The sequence below is a fragment of the Actinopolyspora mzabensis genome (genome assembly GCF_900101095.1).
GTDB classification, from domain to species: domain Bacteria; phylum Actinomycetota; class Actinomycetes; order Mycobacteriales; family Pseudonocardiaceae; genus Actinopolyspora; species Actinopolyspora mzabensis.
The window spans coordinates 114,311-132,461 of the sequence record NZ_FNFM01000013.1; the positions used below are offsets into that span (position 1 = coordinate 114,311).

Genomic DNA, 18,151 nt, shown 5'->3' on the forward strand with positions numbered 1-18,151 from the left:
CTTACCTACCACCCAACGTAGAACTGGACGAGACCCGGTCGACTCCATCCGTCAACCGTGCCCGCATCCGGGCCGTGACTATGGGGACAGTGCCACGCAGCGCCACCCCGAATCTGCGTGAGCGTGACACCGAGACACGATTGGCGAACACGTCGTACCCCGATTCCACTATCCGATCCAGTATCTCACCGTAGAGTGTGTAGGCCGTGGCGATACACGGACGTGAGATCGGATCCAGCATTTCGATCCCTTCGGCGGCGTAGCGGTAGATCGCTCTGGTACGGGCGATTTGGTCGGCGAGTGCGCTGCGAACCCGGCGGTCAGCTTTCCCCGTCTCCAGGCAGCGCCGCAGTCTCGGCTCGTCGACGCCGAAAGCGAGCAGTTCGTCTGCGGGCAGGTACACACGTCCCCTGCGCAGATCTTCACCGACATCGCGCAGGAAGTTGGTGAGCTGGAACGCGTTTCCCAACGCCGCCGCGTAAGGTGCCGCTTCCTCCGGTGGGCACCGGGTGCCCAGCACGGGGAGCACCTGTAGACCGATGACTTCGGCCGAGCCGTGGACGTACTGGTCCAGTTCCGCGCGGTTTCGATACCGGGCCACGGTCAGGTCCTGCCGCATCGAAGCCATGAAGGAGCTGAAGTACCCCTGTTCGATCCCGTAGCGGTTCGCGGTGTCCACCACCGCCATGACCACCGCGAGCTCGCTCCGCTCGCCCGCGAATCCACGGTCCAGCTCCGTCCACAGTTCGTCGATACGGGCACGCCGGGTCCGCCGCTCCAGGGGGCCCCTTGGTTCATCGACGATGTCGTCGACTTCACGTGCCAAACCGTACAAGGCGTGTATCGCCGGACGGCGCGACGGCGGCAACAGCCGTGTGGCCAGGAAGTAGGTACGTCCGTGTCTCGCGTTGAGCTCACGGCTCCGGCGATAGGCGGCTCGGAGTCGTGGCGAGTGGATACCTGCCGCGTCCAGTTCTCGCTCGCTCATCGCGCGGCCGATCCGACGCCTGGGGGGCGACGAGCTCCCGGCGCGCCTCGGGCGTTGCCGGTGATGCGGTGCGCGGCCAGCTTGCCGGACAACACCACGGTGGGTACCCCGACACCCGGGGTGGTTCCGCAGCCGGCCAAAACCACGTTCTCGATGCCGCTGACCAGGTTTCTCGGGCGAAAGGGGCCGGTCTGGGCGAACGTGTGCGCCGCACTGAACGGGGTGCCGGCGAGCATCCCCCGAGCCGCCCAGTCCGCGGGCGTAACTATGCGGCTGATCTCCATCGAGGATTCGAATTCCGGCATGAGCCGGTGTTGCAGTGTGGCGAGCACTTCTCGCGCGTATCCGTTCGAGATTGCGTCCCAGTCGAGGCGGGCGAGGTCCAGGTTGGGGCAGGGAACCAGTATGTGGTGCAGGTGCTTGCCCGCCGGCGCGAGTGAGGGATCGCTGCGAGTGGGATTCGTGATCAGCACCGAAGGGTCGCTCATCAGCTTTCCGGACCGGGTCAACTCGTCGAAGATGCCTTTCCACGCTCGCCCGAACGAGAGCGTGTGATGGCTCAGTTCCGGTTGGTCCCGGTTCGTCCCGGCGTGGATCAGCAACGCCGAGGGAGCGGCGCGCAGTCGCACGGGACGTCGCGGAGTACGACCCAACAACCGGTAGGAGACGGGAAGATCGGGAGTGAGTACCACCGAGTCACACGGAATGCGTTCACCGTGATCGGTGTGCACAGCGGTGATTCGTCGTCCACGACGTTCCAGGTCCGTCACCGAGCTGCCGTAGCGGAACGTAGCCCCCGCCCCGGCGGCCGCTGCGGCCAGCGCGTCCGGCACCGCTCGCATCCCGCCGCGTGGGAAGTACACGCCCCGTACCGTGTCCATGTAGGAGATCACCGCGTACGCGGCGAGCGCGTTGTGCGGTGCCACCCCCGCGTACAAGGCCTGGAACGAGAACACGCGTCGCAGTCGTTCGTCCCGCAGGAAGTGACCGATCCTGCGGTCCAGTCCCCCGAAACCACCAAGCGCGACCAACCGGGCGAGGTTCGGTTCCAGCAGATTCAGCGGAGAATCGAAATTGGCATCGATGAAGGTCTCGTACTGGGCCGAGTAGAGCCTGCTCAACCACTGCCGTAACCGGCGGTAGCCCGCCGCCTCCTCGGGACCTGCGAACTCCCGTACCTGTTGTTCCATGGCCGACGCGTCGGTACGGACATCGATACTCGAACCATCCGCGAACCGTGCGCGGTAGGCCGGGTCCAGCGGGATCAGCTCCAGCCGCTCCCGTACCGATTCACCCACCGCTGCCAACGCCTCGTCCAGCAGTTCCGGCATGGTCAACACCGTCGGCCCGGTGTCCATGCGGTATCCCGCGATGTCCAACCGCCCCGCACGGCCTCCCGGGAACTCCTGGGACTCGACGAGGGTCACCTCGCGGCCCGCCCCGAGCAGGTGCAGCGCGGCGGTCAACCCGGAAAGTCCCGCGCCCACGACCACGACACGCTCGGTGGGCCCGGTGACTGTCCGCATGTGGCTTGCTCCTTGGGATTGATCTGAGAGGACTCGGTTCCCACGGCGAACCGCTCCTCGTGGGTCAGTCTAGAAATCCACTCGGATCCCTTCAAATTCGCGATATCACTTCTTCGGGTGAGGTCTTCGGAGCAAGGCGGGCCGGCGAGTGCTCCGAACGATATACACGGTTGTGGCGTCGCGACGGGAGCATCGGTTCTTGTCGTCGAGGGGCGAAGAGGTGGTGATCACCGGTTGCCTCGCCCCGAGCGGCTTCCACGGTCGGCCGTTTCAGGACACGGGGCCTCGCTCGATACCAATCCCTTCCCCTGCGGCCTACGAACAGTGTTCGGTGGCAGTGTGCGGCAGTACGTCCGGCCGTTCGCCACCAGAGGCGACGAGCGTACGTGCGTCACCCGAAAGGAGTCAGGCACAGTGATCAGCGACGATCGTGCGAGTGAGACCCACACGGAGTTCGGAGCCATGCCCAGGCCACCGCTGAACGAAACCGCCGACGTCGAGGTGGTGCTGCCCTGCCTCGACGAGGCCGCGGCGCTGCCCGCGGTACTGGACTCGATCGTCGAGGGGCTTGCCGTGCCCGTCCTGGTGGTGGACAACGGCTCCACCGACGGTTCCCCGGATGTGGCGGCCCGGCACGGAGCGCGAGTCGTACACGAGACCAGGCCGGGTTACGGCGCGGCCGTGCACACCGGGCTGACGCACGCGTGCGGCAGGATCGTCTGCGTACTCGACGCGGACGGTTCCGTGGACCCGGCCGAGCTTCCCGCGTTGATCAGTCCCGTGGTCGAGGGTGAGGCCGACCTCGTGGTGGGAAGGCGGGTGCCGACCGTTCGCTCGGCGATGGCGTGGCACGCCAGGGTGGGCAATGCCGCCATCGCGACACTGATCCGTCGAAACGGGCTGCCCGTGCACGATCTGGCTCCGGTGCGGGTCGCCGATCGTGTGAAACTGCTCGGCCTGGACATCCAGGACCGCGCGTTCGGTTATCCCCTCGAGCTGTTGCTTCGAGCGGGGCGCGCGGGTTGGCGGGTACGCGAACTACCGGTTCGGTACTCCCCCCGAACAAGCGGTACGAGATCCAAGGTGTCCGGCTCGATGAAGGGAACCGCCCGCGCGGTACGCGACATGATCAAGGTGCTGCGATGAATCCGACGGTCGTACTGGTCGTGGCCAAGGCCCCCGAGAGCGGGGTGGCCAAGACACGCCTCACGCCACCGCTTTCCCCGGAACAGGCGGCCAAGGTGGCCGCTGCGAGCCTGCTGGACACGCTGAACGCGGTTCACGGTATCCCCGGGATATATCCGGTGATCGCCTGGACAGGTGAAATAGAGCGGGCATGTCGTCGTGACGCGATCGAGGAGGCCATGGCCGACATGGATCTGATCCCGCAGCGGGGAGGAGATCTCGGTGAGCGGTTGGCCGCGGCGCACGCCGATGTGGCGGAACGCTACCCTGACTCGCCCGTGTTGCAGATCGGGATGGACACGCCGCAGGTCACTTCCGAGTTGCTCGTCGATTCGGCCGCGCAGCTGCGCTCCCACGACGGCCCGGAAGCGGTTCTGGGGCCTGCCGTGGACGGTGGGTGGTGGGCGCTCGGCCTGCGCGAGCCGCGTGATGCGGAAGTGCTCGCCCACGTCCCGATGTCACGAGCGGATACCGGGGAACTGACCGGAACGGCCCTGGCCCAACGGGGACTACGGGTGCACGAACTGGTCGAACTCTCCGACGTGGACACGGTACTGGACGCGCATCGTGTGGCCGGATCGGTTCCCGACTCGGAATTCGCGGCGGCGTTGCGCGCGAGCGTCGAGCCGGAGGGCGCCGTGTAGCGGCGCATGTCCGGTCGCTCCCTGGCTCAGTCGGGTGCGCCGCGTTGGGCCGCGCTGGCGAACTCGGTGATCCCCTCGGTGAAGCCGATCCGAGCGCGGAAGCCGATCTCCTTCGCGGTCAGGTCCGGGTCAGCAACGATGTGGCGCACATCACCGAGCCGGTACTGCCCGGTGACCACGGGCTCCGGACCGCCGGTAGCAGTCGCGAGCTCCCGCGCCATGTCGCCGATGGTGCGTGGTTCACCGGAGCACACGTTGTAAGCGGCGAAACCGTGCGGAGGATGTTCGAGTGCCGCGAGGTTCGCCTCGGCGACATCGCGTACGTGCACGAAGTCACGACGCTGCCCACCGTCCTCGAACACGCGGGGAGCCTCACCACGAGCGAGGGCCGAACGGAACAGCGCGGCGACGCCGGCGTACGGAGTGTCCCGTGGCATGCGCGGGCCGTACACGTTGTGATAGCGCAGCGCCGTGGCGTGCCCGCCGGTCTGACGCGCCCAGGAAGCGACCAGATGCTCCTGGGTGAGTTTCGTGGTGGCGTAGACATTGCGCGGGTCGGTCGTTGCGTCCTCCGGTACCCGTCCGGACTCGAGCAGTCCGCCGCAATGGGGGCAGCGGGGTTCGAACACGCCGCGGTCCAGATCCTCGGCGGCGCGCGGTCCCGGGCGCACGACACCGTGAACGGAGCAGTGATAGCGCCCTTCCCCGTAAACCACCATCGACCCGGCGAGTACGAGCCGCTCGACCTTTCGTTCGGTCATGGCCGACAACAGCCGGGCGGTTCCCAGATCGTTGTGTTCGACGTATGCGGGTGTGTCCGCCGGGCCGGTTTCCAGACCGACCATCGCCGCGTGGTGACAAACCGCGTCGACTCCTGAGAGCGCCCGCCCGATCACCTCGGTATCCCGTACGTCACCGAGCACGAGGCCGTCCGCGCGGGAATGCGTCTCTCGTGCGGAGGATCCGTGGGCGCTGGGCAGCAGATTGTCGAGCAGTCTGACCTCGTGCCCGGCGGTCGTGAGTCGCTCCGCGACGTGGGAGCCGATGAACCCGGCTCCTCCGGTGATCAGGACCCGCACTCGTTCCTCCCGAGCGGACGACTACTACGACAACGGTGTGTGATTGTCCATCCACCGGCTCGGCACCTCGGCCGCGGGGTGGTGGGGCGTTCGTGTGGCACGCGAGCGGCGTCGGACCGGTCGTCGATGGCCGGACCGCACGACGAGGGCCTCGCTCGGCTTGCGCGACGGCGAGTCCTCGCGGTCCGGAGCACGGCCGGGAAAAGGATTCCTCGGATCGGTGAATCGCAACGATTCACCGATCCGAGGACCTGGATCGAATTGTGCCGGTCACTGCTTGGGTGGCATCAGTACCTCGTCGATGACGAACACCGTGGCGTTGGCGGTGGGAACGTTTCCGACCTGTACGTTCGCCCCGTCGATCTTGATGTTCTCGCCGCTGCCACTGATCGGAACGCTCTTTCCGTTGACGGTCTTGACCTCACCGGCCTTGCCGAGTTCCTCGGCGTTCATCCGCTCGGGAACCACGTGGTACGTGAGAATGTTGGTCAACTGCTCCTTCTTCGCGGGATCGTTGAGCAACGCCTCCAGCGTGGCGGGATCCAGCTTCTCGAAGGCCGAGTTGGCGGGAGCGAAAACGGTGTAGTTCGCATCCGGCTTGTTCAGCGTGTCGACCAGCCCCGCTGTCTTCACCGCCTTGGTCAGGTTGGTCAGCAACGGATTGTTACTCGCGGCCGTTCCCACGGGATCGTCGACCATGCCCTGGGCCGATCCCTCGTTGTTGGGGTCGGTCGGCACCTTGGAGGCGGCCGGGCCGTAGATGTCTTCGACCGTGGTCACACCCTGCTCACCCATGCTGTCCTGCCCGGACTGTTCCTGCCCGGACTGTTCCTGCCCGGACTGTTCCTGCCCCGACTGGTCACCGCTCTGCTGCGACTGCGAGGACTGGTTCTGCTCGTTCTGGCCGCTTTCCTCGGCGGCTCCGCCGCATGCGGACAACAACAGGGCCATGGAAGCCACCGCGCCGGTAATGGCGGTTTTCACTCGCGTATTGCTCATCAGGATCGCTCATTTCCCTTCGCTTCGCCTTCGGGGCGGGCCCGAAGTATTTCTTCCCGGCATTCGGAGTGGGGTGTGCCGCTGATTGGTGATTCGACGGATTTTCTTCCGCTTTTCGGGTGACCATCGTCACTCGGCGGTGAAAAAGACCGAATGCCATCCGGTGGCCCCGTCGGGCACCGTGGGAACACGTTTCGCGGTCTGGGTGTAGCCCGAGCGGTCGGTGGCTCGGGACTCCACATTGTGTCCGCCGGGTGAGAGATCCAGTTCGATCCGCCACATGCGCCAAGTGTCCGTGTTGACGGAGGCTGACAGCTCCGCCTCTTGCCAGGATCCTTGATCGACTCGCACCTCGACACGCTCGATCCCGGTGTGTGGTGCCCAGGCGATGCCCGCCACGGTGATCCTGCCCGCCGGCGTCTTCTCGAAGCCCTTGGGACGATCGATGCGTGACTGGGTCTTCACGGGTGCGCGCTCCGCCCACCCCCGCTTTTCCCAGTACGTACGAGTATCCCAGGTGGTGACTTCGAGATCGGTCACCCACTTGGTCGCCGAGACGTAGCCGTACAGTCCCGGTGTCACCATGCGGACCGGGAAACCGTGCTCGGTGGGCAGCGGCTCGCCGTTCATGCCCACCGCCAGCAACGCGTCCCGATTCGGGTCGGTTAGCGCGTCGATCGGGGTTCCGGCGGTGAAGTTGTCCACGCTGGTACTGAGCACCTGCTCCGCACCGTCCCGTACTCCTGACTCCGCCAGGATGTCGCGGAGCGGTACTCCGATGAACTCGGCGGTCGATATGTAGGAACCGCCCACGGGATTGGAGACGCAGACCATCGTGATCGGCTTCTGCAGTTGTCGTCGGTCCATCAGATCGTCGAAGGTGAGGTTCAACTCCCGATCGACCATGCCGTGTACTCGCAGCCCCCACTCCGAAGCGGGTACCCGCGGCACACGTAACGCCGTGTCGATCCGGTAGAAGCTCTTGTTCGGCGTGATGAAGCTCGGTGTTCCCGAATCCGCGAAATCCGCTCCCGCCGGAACCGGTGCTGCCGCGATGTCCGGCTCGAGCGCTCCGATGGCTTGCCGTGACCTGCTGACCCGACGTCTCCCGCTCAGCAGTTGTCCGACGGTACCCGCGCTCCCCGAAGCGAGAGCGACCACGACGCCCGAGATCAGGAAGCGTCTGCGTCCGCCGGCTGTGCCCCGAGTCGCCGTTTCGTGCTGCTCGGCGTCCTCCTGCTCGGCTTCTCGCCGGGGGTGTGACGATGCCCGGTCATTGCCCCGGGCGCTCGCCGCGGCAGTGCGGTGCAGCCAGGCGAAGGCCCCCATCCCCACCAGTGCGGCTGTAACGGGAGCTGTCAGAGCCAGTGGGGCCAGGCTGGAGCGGGACACGGTGGCGGCCATACCGAGCAGACCGAACCCGGTGATCATGGTCATCCCGGGCAGCGGATTCCGGCGCGAAACCAGCCCGCCCACCGCCGCCAGCGCGGCGATCACGACTCCCATACCCACCAGCAGCGCGAGTTTGTCGGCGGTGCCGAACAAGTCGATCGCCAGTTCCTTCACCGGCTGCGGGGTCAGGTCGATCGCCGTGTTGCCCACCGCCAGGTAAGGAGAGGCGAGTGGTTCGGTCAGCGCGGCGACCAGATGCCCCGCCGCCAGGGCTGCCGCCACCGCGAGCAGAGCGATGAGTACGGCAACGGCGCCACCCAGCCGATGTTGGTGACTCGCACGGTACATGACCGGGATTCGGAGTCGGACACGCTTCGGACTGCTCCCGTGACGTGAGCGACACGCTCACGAAGATCTTGCTCCGGGTCCTCGGTAACACCCGCCGAACGGTCGCGGCAGCCCCCGAGCGAGTTCTACCACTCGCCGCCGGACAACCGATGCAGCCGCAGCGCCAGCTGAATCTCCAGACCGCGCTCGGGAGACCGCCAGTCCGGCCCGAGCAGTGCCGATACCCGCTCCAGCCGTTGGGAGACCGTGTTCACGTGCACGTGCAACGCTCGAGCCGTTCTACTGAGACCGGCATCGTGCTCGAAGTAGCTTCGCAGCGTTTTCACCAGATCGGTGCCCTTGCGGGAGTCGTAATCCAGTACCGCCCCCACGGTTCGACGTACGTAGCCGGAGAGGTCACCGCGGTCGCCCAGCAACACCCCCAGGAATCCCAACTCCGCCAGGGCCGCGCCTTCACCCTCACGGCCCAGGGCGAGCAGAGCTTCCAGGCAGCGGCACGCCTCCTCGTATTTGTCCGCGATTCCCTCCAGGCCCGCCACAGGTCCGGAACCGCCCACAGTTACCGGACGTGCCGTGCTCGTGCCGAGCGCTCGGGCGGCGTTCTGGGCCGCGTTTCCCGCATCCGTGCCGGGAAGCACGATAACCAGGTGGTCACCATGGGTACCCGCGAGCCCGCTGTGCTGCCCGACATAGCGCGAGGCCGCGGCAGCCAGCCGTTCACGATCCGCGTTTCCGCAGGGAGAGACCAGCACCACTTTGCTGCCCTCGGGGTCGAAGCCGACTCGTCTCGCTCTGGCAGCCAGGCCACCGTGCGCGCGTTCCCCCACGCCCAGCAGCTCGGTGATCAGCTCTCCCCGCACGCGTTCCTCCGCCTCGGCGGTTCTGCGTCGGAGCAACAGCACCAGTGCGGTAACCACACCCGCGCGTTCGAACAATCGCCGATCGGCATCGGCGGGTTGGTGGCAGCCCACCAGGGTCAGACTGCCGAGCAGTTCGGGGCCGGCCAACGCCGCGCACACCAGGTTCGTCCGCCACGGCACCGATCTTCCGCTGTGGCGGGACTGCTGCACCGCCCGGTCGGGCCACGGCAACGAATCCGTCGCCGCGCACGCCAGCTCGGTGCCGTCCTCGTCGTGCACCACGATACCGCCCCCGAGCACGTCCGCCACGGCTTCCGCGATGTCCTCCAGGCTTCCGCCGCGCAGCACCAAATCCGTGAGGCGATCGTGGGCTCGTTCGGCACGTCGCATCGCCGAGTTGTGCTCACGGATGGTCTCGTGCGCGGCGTTGAGTTCCACCAACGCGTGCCGCGTCTCCTCCAGCAGCCGTGAGTTGTCGATGGCGATCGCGGCGTGGTCGGCCAGCGATGAAAGCAGTGCGATCTCGTCGTGCGAGTAGTCCCGCGTCGACCGGTCCGCGGCGTAGAGCACGCCGATCACCGAGCCACCCACCGCCAGCGGAACTCCCAGAATGGCCACGAGACGTTCGTCACCGACGGCGCGGTCGATCTCATCGGTGTGCGTGAACCGCTCGTCCTCGAAGTAGGAGGGGGTGGCGTAGGGCCGGGCGGTCTGGGCCACCAGCCCGCCCAGACCTTCTCCCATCCCGAGCCGCACCTGCTGGAACAGCGCCGAGACGCACCCGTCGGTGACCCGCATGTAAGTGGTACCCGCCCGGGAGTCGTTGAGACTGAGATAAGCCACGTGACTTCCCAGCAGCATCCGCGCGCGGTGCACGATCGCCCGCAGCACCGCGTCGGGGTCGCGTACTCGTGCCAGATCGCCCGCGGTGTCGAACAGGGCGGCCAGTTCAGACTCGTGGCGGCGTCTTTCGTCGAGGGTGTTGCGGAGGCGTAGCGCCAGCTTCCCCGCCCGTTCCACGCGGTGCAGCTCCCGGGCGGGGAGCCGAGTACGCGCTTCCACCGGTACCTGTGCGAGCTGTTCACTGGTCCCGTCGCCCGCGAGCAGTTCGAACAGGTGCAGCAGGTAATCCGAGCAGGTGAGCATGCTCGTCATGGTCGAGGTGGGGTGGTTCCGGCGGCAACCAAGGGACGAACGCGATTCGGTTTCCTCCGCCGGTTCCTGATCCCGGTGGTACGAGTTCCCCGCCGACACCGCAGCTCACCTGTCCTTCACCCGCCCCTCATCGGGCGATTTCGGTTTCCGCCGTGCTCTCGGTGTGCAGTGAGCTTCCCCTGGTCTCGGTGGCGAACAGAATGGCCACCGAGGTCACCGCCGCGCCCAGGGCCACATAGATCGCGATCGGTACCCAGCTGTCGAAGGCGGCCAGCAGGCCGGTGGCGATCGTGGGCGCCAGGCCGCCCGCTATCACTGATGCCAGCTGGTAGCCGATCGAGGCACCCGAGTACCTGACGCGGGTGCCGAACAGCTCGGACATGAAAGCCGCCTGTGGCCCGTACATGGCGGCGTGCAGGACCAGACCGCCCGTCACCCCGAGCGCTATCATGGCGAACGAACCGGTTTCGAGCAGCGGGAAGAACGCGAAGATCCAGAAGCCGGTTCCCACGGCACCGATCAGGTAGATCCCCCTGCGCCCGTAGCGGTCGGAGAGGGCGCCCCAGATCGGGATTACCACGAAATGCACCACCGAGGCGACCAGGACCGCGTTGAGTGCGACCGATTCGGACAGATCCAACTGCTTGGTGATGTAGGTCAACACGAACGCCGTGATCACGTAGTAGCAGACGTTCTCCACGAAGCGCGCCCCCGAGGCGATGAGCACCTCCCGCCACTGCTCGCGCAGTACCCGAACGATGGGGGGTTGCTCGGGAGCGCTTCGCTGCTCCGCCTTGTCGGCGGCCTCCAGGAACACCGGGGACTCGCTGACCGCCAATCGGATCCACAACCCCACCAGCACCAGCAATCCGGACAGCAGGAACGGGAGGCGCCAGCCCCAGGCCATGAAGGCTTCCTCCGACTGCACCGCCGACAGCACGGCCAGTACCGCGGTGGCCAGCAGGTTGCCGGTCGGTACACCCGCCTGCGGCCAGGATGCCCAGAAGCCTCGTCGGGCACTGTCGGTGTGTTCGGAGACGATGAGTACCGCCCCGCCCCATTCACCGCCCAGAGCGAATCCCTGCACCACCCGCAGCAGGGTGAGCAGGATGGGGGCCGCGACGCCTATAGTCCCGAAAGTGGGAAGCAGCCCCACCGCGAAGGTGGCACCCCCCATCAGCAACAGGCTCAGCACCAGCAGTTTCTTGCGACCCAGTCGGTCGCCGAAGTGACCGAACACCAGGCCACCCAGCGGGCGGAACACGAAGCCGATCGCGAAGCTGGAGAACGCGAGCAACGTGCCGATCAGCTCGTCCTCGGTGGGGAAGAAAGCCTTGTTGAACACCAACGCGGCCGCCGAGCCGTACAGGAAGAAGTCGTACCACTCGATGGTGGTGCCGATCATGCTCGATCCGACGATCCGGGCCAGTGAGGTGCCGGAGGGCGAATCGGATCGTGTCGCGTTCATATCTCACTCCTGTTGTGTCGGGAGACGAGTCGTGCGGAGCCCCCGAGTTGCCTCCGGGGCACGGGAGTCGGTACGTAAGGGAGCGAGCAGGGCGGGTTCACCGCGCGGTCCACGCTCCGTCGATCGGTACTGAGGCGCCGGTGAGATAGGCGGAGCCCGGACCGCAGAGCCAGCCGACCACTGTGGCCACCTCCTCGGGCTCGATGAGCCTTTTGATCGCGCTGTTTCGCAGGAAGACCCGGTCGGCCACCTCGTGCTCGGGAATGCCGTGCTCGTGCGCCTGGGCGGTGAGCTGGCCTTCCAACAACGGGGTGCGTACGTAGCCGGGATCGACGCAGTTACTGGTGACACCGTGCGGACCGCCTTCCAGCGCGGCCACTTTGCTCAGGCCCTCCAAGGCGTGCTTGGCGGCCACGTACGCCGATTTGCCCGTGCTGGCCCGCAGCCCGTGGACACTGGAGATGTTGACGACGCGCCCCCACCCCCGCTCGTACATGTGCGGTAGGCAGTGGCGCATCAGCAGGAACGGGGCGGTGACCATGACCTGCTGGATGTGGGTGAAAACCTCGGCGGGGAACTCCTGAATCGGCGCTACGTGCTGAATCCCGGCGTTGTTGACCAGGATGTCCACCTCGGTCGGCAGTAGCGTGATCCCCGATTCGTCCCGCAGGTCCAGTACCTGTGGTCGCCCTGCGACTTCGTTCGAGGCCGCCGTCGCGGCCCGTTCATCGTGATCAAGTACGTGTACCAGACAGCCCGCCGCTGCCAGTCGCTTCGCACAGGCGAACCCGATTCCGTTGCCCGCGCCGGTGACCAGCGCGGTCAAGCCGGAGAGATCGGCGAACCCGGTGGGAGGATCCGGAAACTCCGTCGTCATGTCGGATCAGGCTAGACGCGGATCTCGACGTGATCGATGTGATGATCGGACACAGCCGCGTACTCCGAAATGTGCCGTTTCCACATTGTCACGTTCCAGAATTCACCCGAACGGCACCGTTTAGGTAGGCCGAGCAGTGTGGACGTTCGGAGCGCTGCTTCCGAGCCCCCGGAAGGCGGGCGGGACGAACGAACGTCCAGCCCGCTCGAAACCGGTTCCGTAACCGCGGGCTACTTCCCGCCGGTGCGGAGCGAGTGCATCGCCCGTTCGATGGCCAGGTATCCCAGCAACGTGATCCCCAGGACGGGGAGCAGCACCATGAGCAGGACGAATCCGAGTAGTATCGGCAACGGAGCGTCGCGCACCACCGGGCCCAGGCGCGGTGGCGCGCCGAGTGAGCCGGGGGGTCTGCGCAGCAACCAGACCCGATAGCCCGCGATGATCAGCACCAGCAACGCGACCGCGAGCGCGGTCAACAGCAGCTGTGTGGTCAGACCGAACAACTGGGCCTGGTGGAAATCGATCCCCAGCGAGGTGGCCTTGGCCAGCGGCGGATATTCCGCCCATTCCACCCGGTCGACGATCTCACCGGTGTCGCCGTCCACGGCCAGGGCCGTCGGGTTCACCGGCCATCGATTGTCGTCCTCCTCGGCCTTCCAGGCGTGGCCGGGGGAATCGGGTGGTTCGAGTACCATGATTCCGTTCAGTCCGGCCTCTCGTGCCGTGGTTGCCACGCGGTCGATTCCGGCGGTCGTCACCTCGGCGGTGCCGGGTTCGTCTCCCGTGGATCCAACCTGTTCGGAGCCGGTGGTGGGGTGCAACACCGTGGCCACCTCCGGCGAGTCCGAGTCGAACTGAGTTCGTGCTACGTCGACCCAGGACCCCGCGTACGTCGTCCAGGTCAGACCGGTGACGATGAGCAGCACCAACCCCGCGGCAGCGGTGGCTCCGACGAGCCCGTGCAGCGAACGCCACCGAGGTCGCCCCGGTTTCCGGAACAGAAAGTTCCTGGTCAGGGCTCGCTTGTCGCGTGGCCACCACAGCACGAGGCCGGTGAGGATCGATACCAGCAGCCAGCTCGCGGCCAGTTCGGATATCGGTTCCGCGAATTTGCCTATCCGAAAGTTGGAATGCAGGTTACGCAGCCATTCGTCCGGACGGTTCGATTCGGTTATGCTCCCGGTGATTTCGGCCGAAGCGGGGTCGATGTAGACTGTCACCGCGCCTTTCGGTTGTTCGAATCTGTTCTGTCCGGTCGTTTCGGGGACGAGAGTTACCGCCGTCGTCTCCTCTCCTCGTGGAACGTCCGGGGTGGCTGGTGTCACCGAGGATAATCGCAGTTCGGGACGTGTTTCACGTGCCGAGGAGATCTGCTCGCTCAACGGCCGTGCCGGGCCTTCGGCGGTCGCGCTGAGGGCCTGCCGGTGCAGCACGTGTTCCAGTTGGGGGTTCCAGGCGTACAGAATTCCGGTGATCGCCATGGCGAACACGATCGGCGCGACCAGTAATCCACCGAGGAAATGCACACGCCACAGCACGGGACGTATCGCCGCGCGTGCTCGGGGAATTCGTTCGTTCGTTTTTCGGGGTCGGGAAACGGGGGTGTACTCGGATGATCGTCGGGACACACCGGCTCCTGTCGTCGGCGGTCGGGTGATATCCGACCGGTCGGGTGAGGCGTGTGTGGAGTTCCCACGATCATTGGAGTGTGATCGATGCCACCCAGTGTGTTCAACGGGTGCTCTCGCGGTGACCGCCCGGTTCGAGGCTCGGTTCGGGCGGTCCCGAAGACGTCGTGCGAGGCGGGGGTATCGCGAACACGCTGGTCAGGTAGGGGTGAGTGTCCTGCGGTGTGGTCACGACAAGCCTGGGAGCCGCATTCGGAAGCGCCACCCGATCGGCCGAATCGATTCCGTGGTGGAGTCCCGGTACCTCGCGGCGGTGTCGGGCGGCCCAGCACGCGCCGAGTGGGGGGTGATGGGCTCCGCTCGTCGGAGCCCATCGCATCATCCCTCCGTGGCGTACTGGTGGGGGTCGGTGGTTTCGCCGCGGCTGCGCACGGCTCGACGCAGCGCCACTGCCGCCTCCACGATCAGCCACACCGCCAGCAGGAAGATGATCACATCCAGCGGGGCGAGCACCCACTGGTCCTGCGCGACGAACTCGACGAGATTCAGCGCCAGTGCCCATGTGGTCATCACCAGCAGGAACAGCAGTGGCAGCAGTACAGCCAGTGGATTTCGCCTGTTCTTGGTCACCCACACCGCCACCACGGCCAGCGCGAGCCCCGCGGTGAGCTGGTTGGTTGTGCCGAACAGCTGCCAGAGCACACCGAAGGTGTAGCCCTTTTCGCCTCCACCGGGCAGTAGTGCCATGGCCAGCGGGAGGACCACGGCGACCGTGCTGGCCAGCGTCATGTTGCGCGCCAGGGGACGGACCCTGGTGATCTCGCCGATCTCCTGCACCACGTAACGCTGCAGCCGCACCCCGGTGTCCATCGTGGTGGCGGCGAAACTGATCACCATGATCGTCGCGAACACCAGGCCGACGCTGATCGGCAACCCCAGATTGTTGGCGAACCCGGCCACACCCTGCACGAAGTTCTGGGTCGCTCCGTCGGATGCCGTGGCGAAGCTGGCGTAGAGGTTGTTCCACTCGACCGTCGAGCCCACTGCTCCCGCGGTCACCGCGAGCACCGCGGCGAGGGCGAGCGAGCCCTCACCCACGGCCCCCATGTAGCCGATGTAACGGGCGTCGGGCTCGTTGCCCAGCTGTTTGGAGGAAGTGCCCGAGGAGACCAGACTGTGAAAACCGGACACAGCCCCGCAGGCGATGGTCACGAAGAGGAACGGGAACCAGCTCGGCGAGTCGGCGGGTACGTCGTTGATCACGGGTGCCACTATCCGGTCGAAGCCGACCACCACGCCCAACAGGATCACGGCGAGCCCGATGAACAGCTGGTGCGAGTTGATGTAGTCCCTGGGCTGCAGCAACACCCACACCGGGAGTCGCGAGGCGACGAAGGTGTAGGCGAACAGGAAGATCACCCACAGCGTTCTGGGCTCCACCCCGAGCGTGGCAGCGAGAGGATCCAGCGAGACGGGGAAGGCCATGCCCAGCATGATGGTCAGGTACAACACGATCACGCCGATGATCGAGGGGAGGAATGCCGAGGACCTGGTGTGGTAGACGTACTGGCCGATCCCGATGGCCAGTGGGACCTGCAGCACCACGGGAAGCACGGCAGCGGGGTTGGCCACGAACAGGTTGGCGATGACCACGGCGAACACAGCGTTGACCAGTGTCAGCAGGAAGAAAATGATCAACAGGAACAGGGTGCGGGCACGTCTGCTGATCACGTCACGAGCCAGAGTCCCGATGCTCTCGGCCCGGTGCCGTACCGAGACCACCAGTGAACCGAAATCGTGTGCACCCGCCGCGAAGACGGTTCCGAAAGTGATCCACAGCAGTGCCGGTCCCCATCCCCAGAATACCGCTATGGCCGGTCCCACGATCGGCGCGGCCCCCGCTACCGAGGTGAAATGGTGTCCGAACAGCACGTGCTTGTTCGTCGGTACGAAGTCGACTCCGTCCCCCCGCTGGTGGGCCGGTGTCACGAACTCGGGGTCCAAACCGTACACACGACGTGCCAGATAAGCCGAATAGTAGCGGTATCCGAGAGCGAAGATCCCCAGAACCACCAGGGCCGGAACGATCGCGGGCATGTCTCACTCCTCCGGCGTGGCTGCGGCGTCCGACAACGTGGTATAAGCCACCAAAAGAGAGTATCTCCCATTCAGGGGTCACACACCAGGTTGAAAGGAGAACCTCGTTGCGGCGGATCCGTTCAGTGTGGCGAGGGGCGCTGACCGGCGAACTCTGCTGGGTGGACTCGGAGGGCTGTCCGAACGGGATCGCCGTGACACCGTTACTGCGCGGTGAGGTGCCGTGTGTGGCGCTGCCGTACTCCCATCGTTGGATCGTTCGACTGTTGGCCGCGGCGTCCGAGGTCGGTTTCGCCGTTACGGACGGGCGTTCACTGCGAGCGGGACGTGGTGGCATGGTGGCTTTCGGGCCGGTCCGGGTGATCGATGATCTGTCGGGCTCGTTGTTCGGCGAACAGTTGCTCGAGCAGGAGTTGCGCAAGTACCCGCCCTCGCGTGCGCTCGTCGACAGCCTGCTGCTCCGCCGCGAGAACTGGTGGTGGATGCCTCGGGTGATCGTGGAGCTGTCCGGAGTGAACCGTGTCGTCGAGCCCGCCCGCCGCGACGACCCCGCGCGGAACGCGTTGTTGATTCACGGGTCGGAAACCGCCACGGTAAGCGCCGTGGCGCTCGGGGCCCGCGGGGCCGACCGCATGGAAATCACCCCATTGGATGATGCTTTGCCTACCGACGGGGTAGCGGGAATGGTGTTCGGGTACGACTACACGAGTACCGACCTCGAAAGATGGGAAAGTTGGCGGTTTTCCGGTTCGCTGGAGCGCGGCAGTTTCGAAATCACGCGCGGCGAGGGAACACCCGGCGAAAAGTCTCGTCCTCTCGGGCTGCTGGAGCGGATCCGACGCAGGCACAGGATCGCCAAAGCGTGTCGCGGTGAGATAACAGCGGCCGAACGTCGCACTGCCGGGGGCTCTCGGGAAGTGTCACGGACCCCGTGACCCGTTGGTGACTCCCGTGCACCGGTCGTATGGCCCCTAACCCGAGCGGGAAACCGAACTCTTCAGCTCGGGATTCGCAGCTCCGCGACCACCGGAAGATGATCGGAGGCCGCGCTGGCCACCGTCGTCGAACAAACGACCTCCGTCTCCCGGGACACCGCTATGTGGTCGAGCCGCACCCGCGGTCGCTGCGCCGGGTAGGTGGGCGCACCGGTGTGCCCCGCCGCGTCGCGAAGCCGCTTCCAGAGCGGAACCAGTTCCGGTGCTCGCGAGGTAGCGTTGAGATCTCCGAGCAGCAGCCGAGGGGCACTCGGCTCATCCCGATCGAGGAGGGCCACGATCTCTCGCACTTGGATTCGCCGCGTCCGAGGGCTTTTCCGGTAGTCCAGATGAGCGGCGTAAACGTGTACGGCGGTTCCGTCGATGTCCACCACCACTTCGGGAAATCCCGGTAGCCTGACGGGGGAGTCGGACGGGTGCTGAGTGCTTCGCCTGGTCATCCGGTGGTTGGTCGTGGCGAGCAGGGGGTGTTCGCTCAGCACGGCCAGGCCGAACCGTCGTTTCGGATACCCCGGTCGTGACGGCGGAAGAGTGTAGATCGGCGCGAAGAACACGCTCATCCCCAGTCTGCTCGCCAGCATTTCCACCTGGTCGCGCCAGGCGCTGCGCCGCGACCAGTGCACGTCCACTTCCTGCAGAGCCACCACCTCGGCTCCAGCCCGTTCGATCACCGAAGCCGTCCGTCGTGGATGCAGCCGTCCCCGGGAATCACGGCCCGAATGGATGTTGTACTGCATGATCCGCAAGTGCGGACTCGGTAGCCCGCAACCCGCTGCCGAGCCAGCGGCTCCCGTCGATTGCGGTGCGGGCAGGAACTCCGGTGCGGCCAGCAACAGGCTCAGCACGATGACGGTGGCGCGAAGCACGTTTCCACTCTGCGGGGGCGAGGTTGGCGAATCCCGTGCTCAGC

14 protein-coding genes are annotated in these 18,151 nt (G+C 66.1%); 3 read left to right on the forward strand and 11 right to left on the reverse strand.

Annotated elements, in window-relative coordinates:
* Window position 1: 1 nt before the first annotated feature.
* Together BLR41_RS20575 and crtI are read right to left on the reverse strand one after the other, a co-directional pair.
* Window positions 2-988 (reverse strand): phytoene/squalene synthase family protein, encoded by a 987-nt coding sequence (locus BLR41_RS20575; protein WP_092631819.1) that lies wholly within the window; start codon window positions 986-988, stop codon window positions 2-4.
* A complete protein-coding gene (crtI, locus tag BLR41_RS20580; RefSeq protein WP_092631822.1) occupies window positions 985-2,514 on the reverse strand; it encodes a phytoene desaturase family protein in 1,530 nt (509 codons plus the stop codon). The genes BLR41_RS20575 and crtI overlap by 4 nt, the downstream gene beginning before the upstream one ends.
* A gap of 462 nt (window positions 2,515-2,976) precedes the next feature.
* Here crtI and BLR41_RS20585 point away from each other — a divergent pair, with 462 nt between their 5' ends.
* Together BLR41_RS20585 and BLR41_RS20590 are read left to right on the forward strand one after the other, a co-directional pair.
* Complete coding sequence (locus BLR41_RS20585) at window positions 2,977-3,660, forward strand: glycosyltransferase (protein WP_092631983.1); 684 nt, start codon at window positions 2,977-2,979, stop codon at window positions 3,658-3,660.
* Window positions 3,657-4,343 carry a TIGR04282 family arsenosugar biosynthesis glycosyltransferase gene (locus tag BLR41_RS20590; RefSeq protein ID WP_092631825.1) on the forward strand — a complete coding sequence of 229 codons (687 nt, stop codon included), beginning with the start codon at window positions 3,657-3,659 and terminating at the stop codon, window positions 4,341-4,343. Before BLR41_RS20585 ends, BLR41_RS20590 begins: the two co-directional genes overlap by 4 nt.
* A gap of 26 nt (window positions 4,344-4,369) precedes the next feature.
* Here the strand turns inward: BLR41_RS20590 and BLR41_RS20595 are convergent, their stop codons facing one another.
* The 8 genes from BLR41_RS20595 to BLR41_RS20630 all read right to left on the reverse strand — a co-directional run bounded on the left by BLR41_RS20595 (window position 4,370) and on the right by BLR41_RS20630 (window position 16,246).
* A complete protein-coding gene (locus BLR41_RS20595; RefSeq protein ID WP_092631828.1) occupies window positions 4,370-5,422 on the reverse strand; it encodes an NAD-dependent epimerase/dehydratase family protein in 1,053 nt (350 codons plus the stop codon).
* A gap of 270 nt (window positions 5,423-5,692) precedes the next feature.
* Complete coding sequence (locus tag BLR41_RS20600; RefSeq protein ID WP_092631831.1) at window positions 5,693-6,421, reverse strand: fasciclin domain-containing protein; 729 nt, start codon at window positions 6,419-6,421, stop codon at window positions 5,693-5,695.
* A 129-nt stretch (window positions 6,422-6,550) separates the two neighbouring features.
* Window positions 6,551-8,161: a molybdopterin-dependent oxidoreductase gene (locus BLR41_RS20605; RefSeq protein WP_092631834.1), complete on the reverse strand. Its 1,611-nt coding sequence runs from the start codon at window positions 8,159-8,161 to the stop codon at window positions 6,551-6,553.
* 125 nt (window positions 8,162-8,286) lie between these two features.
* Window positions 8,287-10,176 (reverse strand): helix-turn-helix domain-containing protein, encoded by a 1,890-nt coding sequence (locus tag BLR41_RS20610; protein ID WP_092631986.1) that lies wholly within the window; start codon window positions 10,174-10,176, stop codon window positions 8,287-8,289.
* A 127-nt stretch (window positions 10,177-10,303) separates the two neighbouring features.
* Window positions 10,304-11,644 carry an MFS transporter gene (locus BLR41_RS20615; protein ID WP_092631837.1) on the reverse strand — a complete coding sequence of 447 codons (1,341 nt, stop codon included), beginning with the start codon at window positions 11,642-11,644 and terminating at the stop codon, window positions 10,304-10,306.
* Window positions 11,645-11,741: 97 nt separating this feature from the next.
* Window positions 11,742-12,521 (reverse strand): SDR family NAD(P)-dependent oxidoreductase, encoded by a 780-nt coding sequence (locus BLR41_RS20620; protein ID WP_092631840.1) that lies wholly within the window; start codon window positions 12,519-12,521, stop codon window positions 11,742-11,744.
* Between the two features lie 230 nt (window positions 12,522-12,751).
* On the reverse strand, window positions 12,752-14,149 hold the full coding sequence (locus tag BLR41_RS20625; protein WP_176798082.1) for a PepSY-associated TM helix domain-containing protein: 1,398 nt from the start codon (window positions 14,147-14,149) through the stop codon (window positions 12,752-12,754).
* Window positions 14,150-14,527: 378 nt separating this feature from the next.
* On the reverse strand, window positions 14,528-16,246 hold the full coding sequence (locus BLR41_RS20630; RefSeq protein WP_092631847.1) for a carbon starvation CstA family protein: 1,719 nt from the start codon (window positions 16,244-16,246) through the stop codon (window positions 14,528-14,530).
* Between the two features lie 107 nt (window positions 16,247-16,353).
* On the opposite strand from BLR41_RS20630, the gene BLR41_RS20635 reads away from it, so the two are divergent.
* The gene (locus BLR41_RS20635) at window positions 16,354-17,181 is read left to right on the forward strand and encodes a hypothetical protein (protein WP_143013150.1); all 828 of its coding nucleotides are present in this window, start codon (window positions 16,354-16,356) and stop codon (window positions 17,179-17,181) included.
* 62 nt (window positions 17,182-17,243) lie between these two features.
* Here BLR41_RS20635 and BLR41_RS20640 read toward each other — a convergent pair whose 3' ends face one another.
* Window positions 17,244-18,107 (reverse strand): endonuclease/exonuclease/phosphatase family protein, encoded by an 864-nt coding sequence (locus tag BLR41_RS20640; protein WP_092631852.1) that lies wholly within the window; start codon window positions 18,105-18,107, stop codon window positions 17,244-17,246.
* Window positions 18,108-18,151 lie beyond the last annotated feature (44 nt).

Coding starts and splice junctions, on each gene's coding strand:
- BLR41_RS20610 (WP_092631986.1), bottom strand. CDS start 10,176: ATGACGAGCATGCTCACCTGCTCGGATTACCTGCTGCACCTGTTCGAA.
- BLR41_RS20605 (WP_092631834.1), bottom strand. CDS start 8,161: ATGTACCGTGCGAGTCACCAACATCGGCTGGGTGGCGCCGTTGCCGTA.
- BLR41_RS20590 (WP_092631825.1), top strand. CDS start 3,657: ATGAATCCGACGGTCGTACTGGTCGTGGCCAAGGCCCCCGAGAGCGGG.
- BLR41_RS20575 (WP_092631819.1), bottom strand. CDS start 988: ATGAGCGAGCGAGAACTGGACGCGGCAGGTATCCACTCGCCACGACTC.
- BLR41_RS20620 (WP_092631840.1), bottom strand. CDS start 12,521: ATGACGACGGAGTTTCCGGATCCTCCCACCGGGTTCGCCGATCTCTCC.
- BLR41_RS20600 (WP_092631831.1), bottom strand. CDS start 6,421: ATGAGCAATACGCGAGTGAAAACCGCCATTACCGGCGCGGTGGCTTCC.
- crtI (WP_092631822.1), bottom strand. CDS start 2,514: ATGCGGACAGTCACCGGGCCCACCGAGCGTGTCGTGGTCGTGGGCGCG.
- BLR41_RS20630 (WP_092631847.1), bottom strand. CDS start 16,246: ATGCCCGCGATCGTTCCGGCCCTGGTGGTTCTGGGGATCTTCGCTCTC.
- BLR41_RS20585 (WP_092631983.1), top strand. CDS start 2,977: ATGCCCAGGCCACCGCTGAACGAAACCGCCGACGTCGAGGTGGTGCTG.
- BLR41_RS20615 (WP_092631837.1), bottom strand. CDS start 11,644: ATGAACGCGACACGATCCGATTCGCCCTCCGGCACCTCACTGGCCCGG.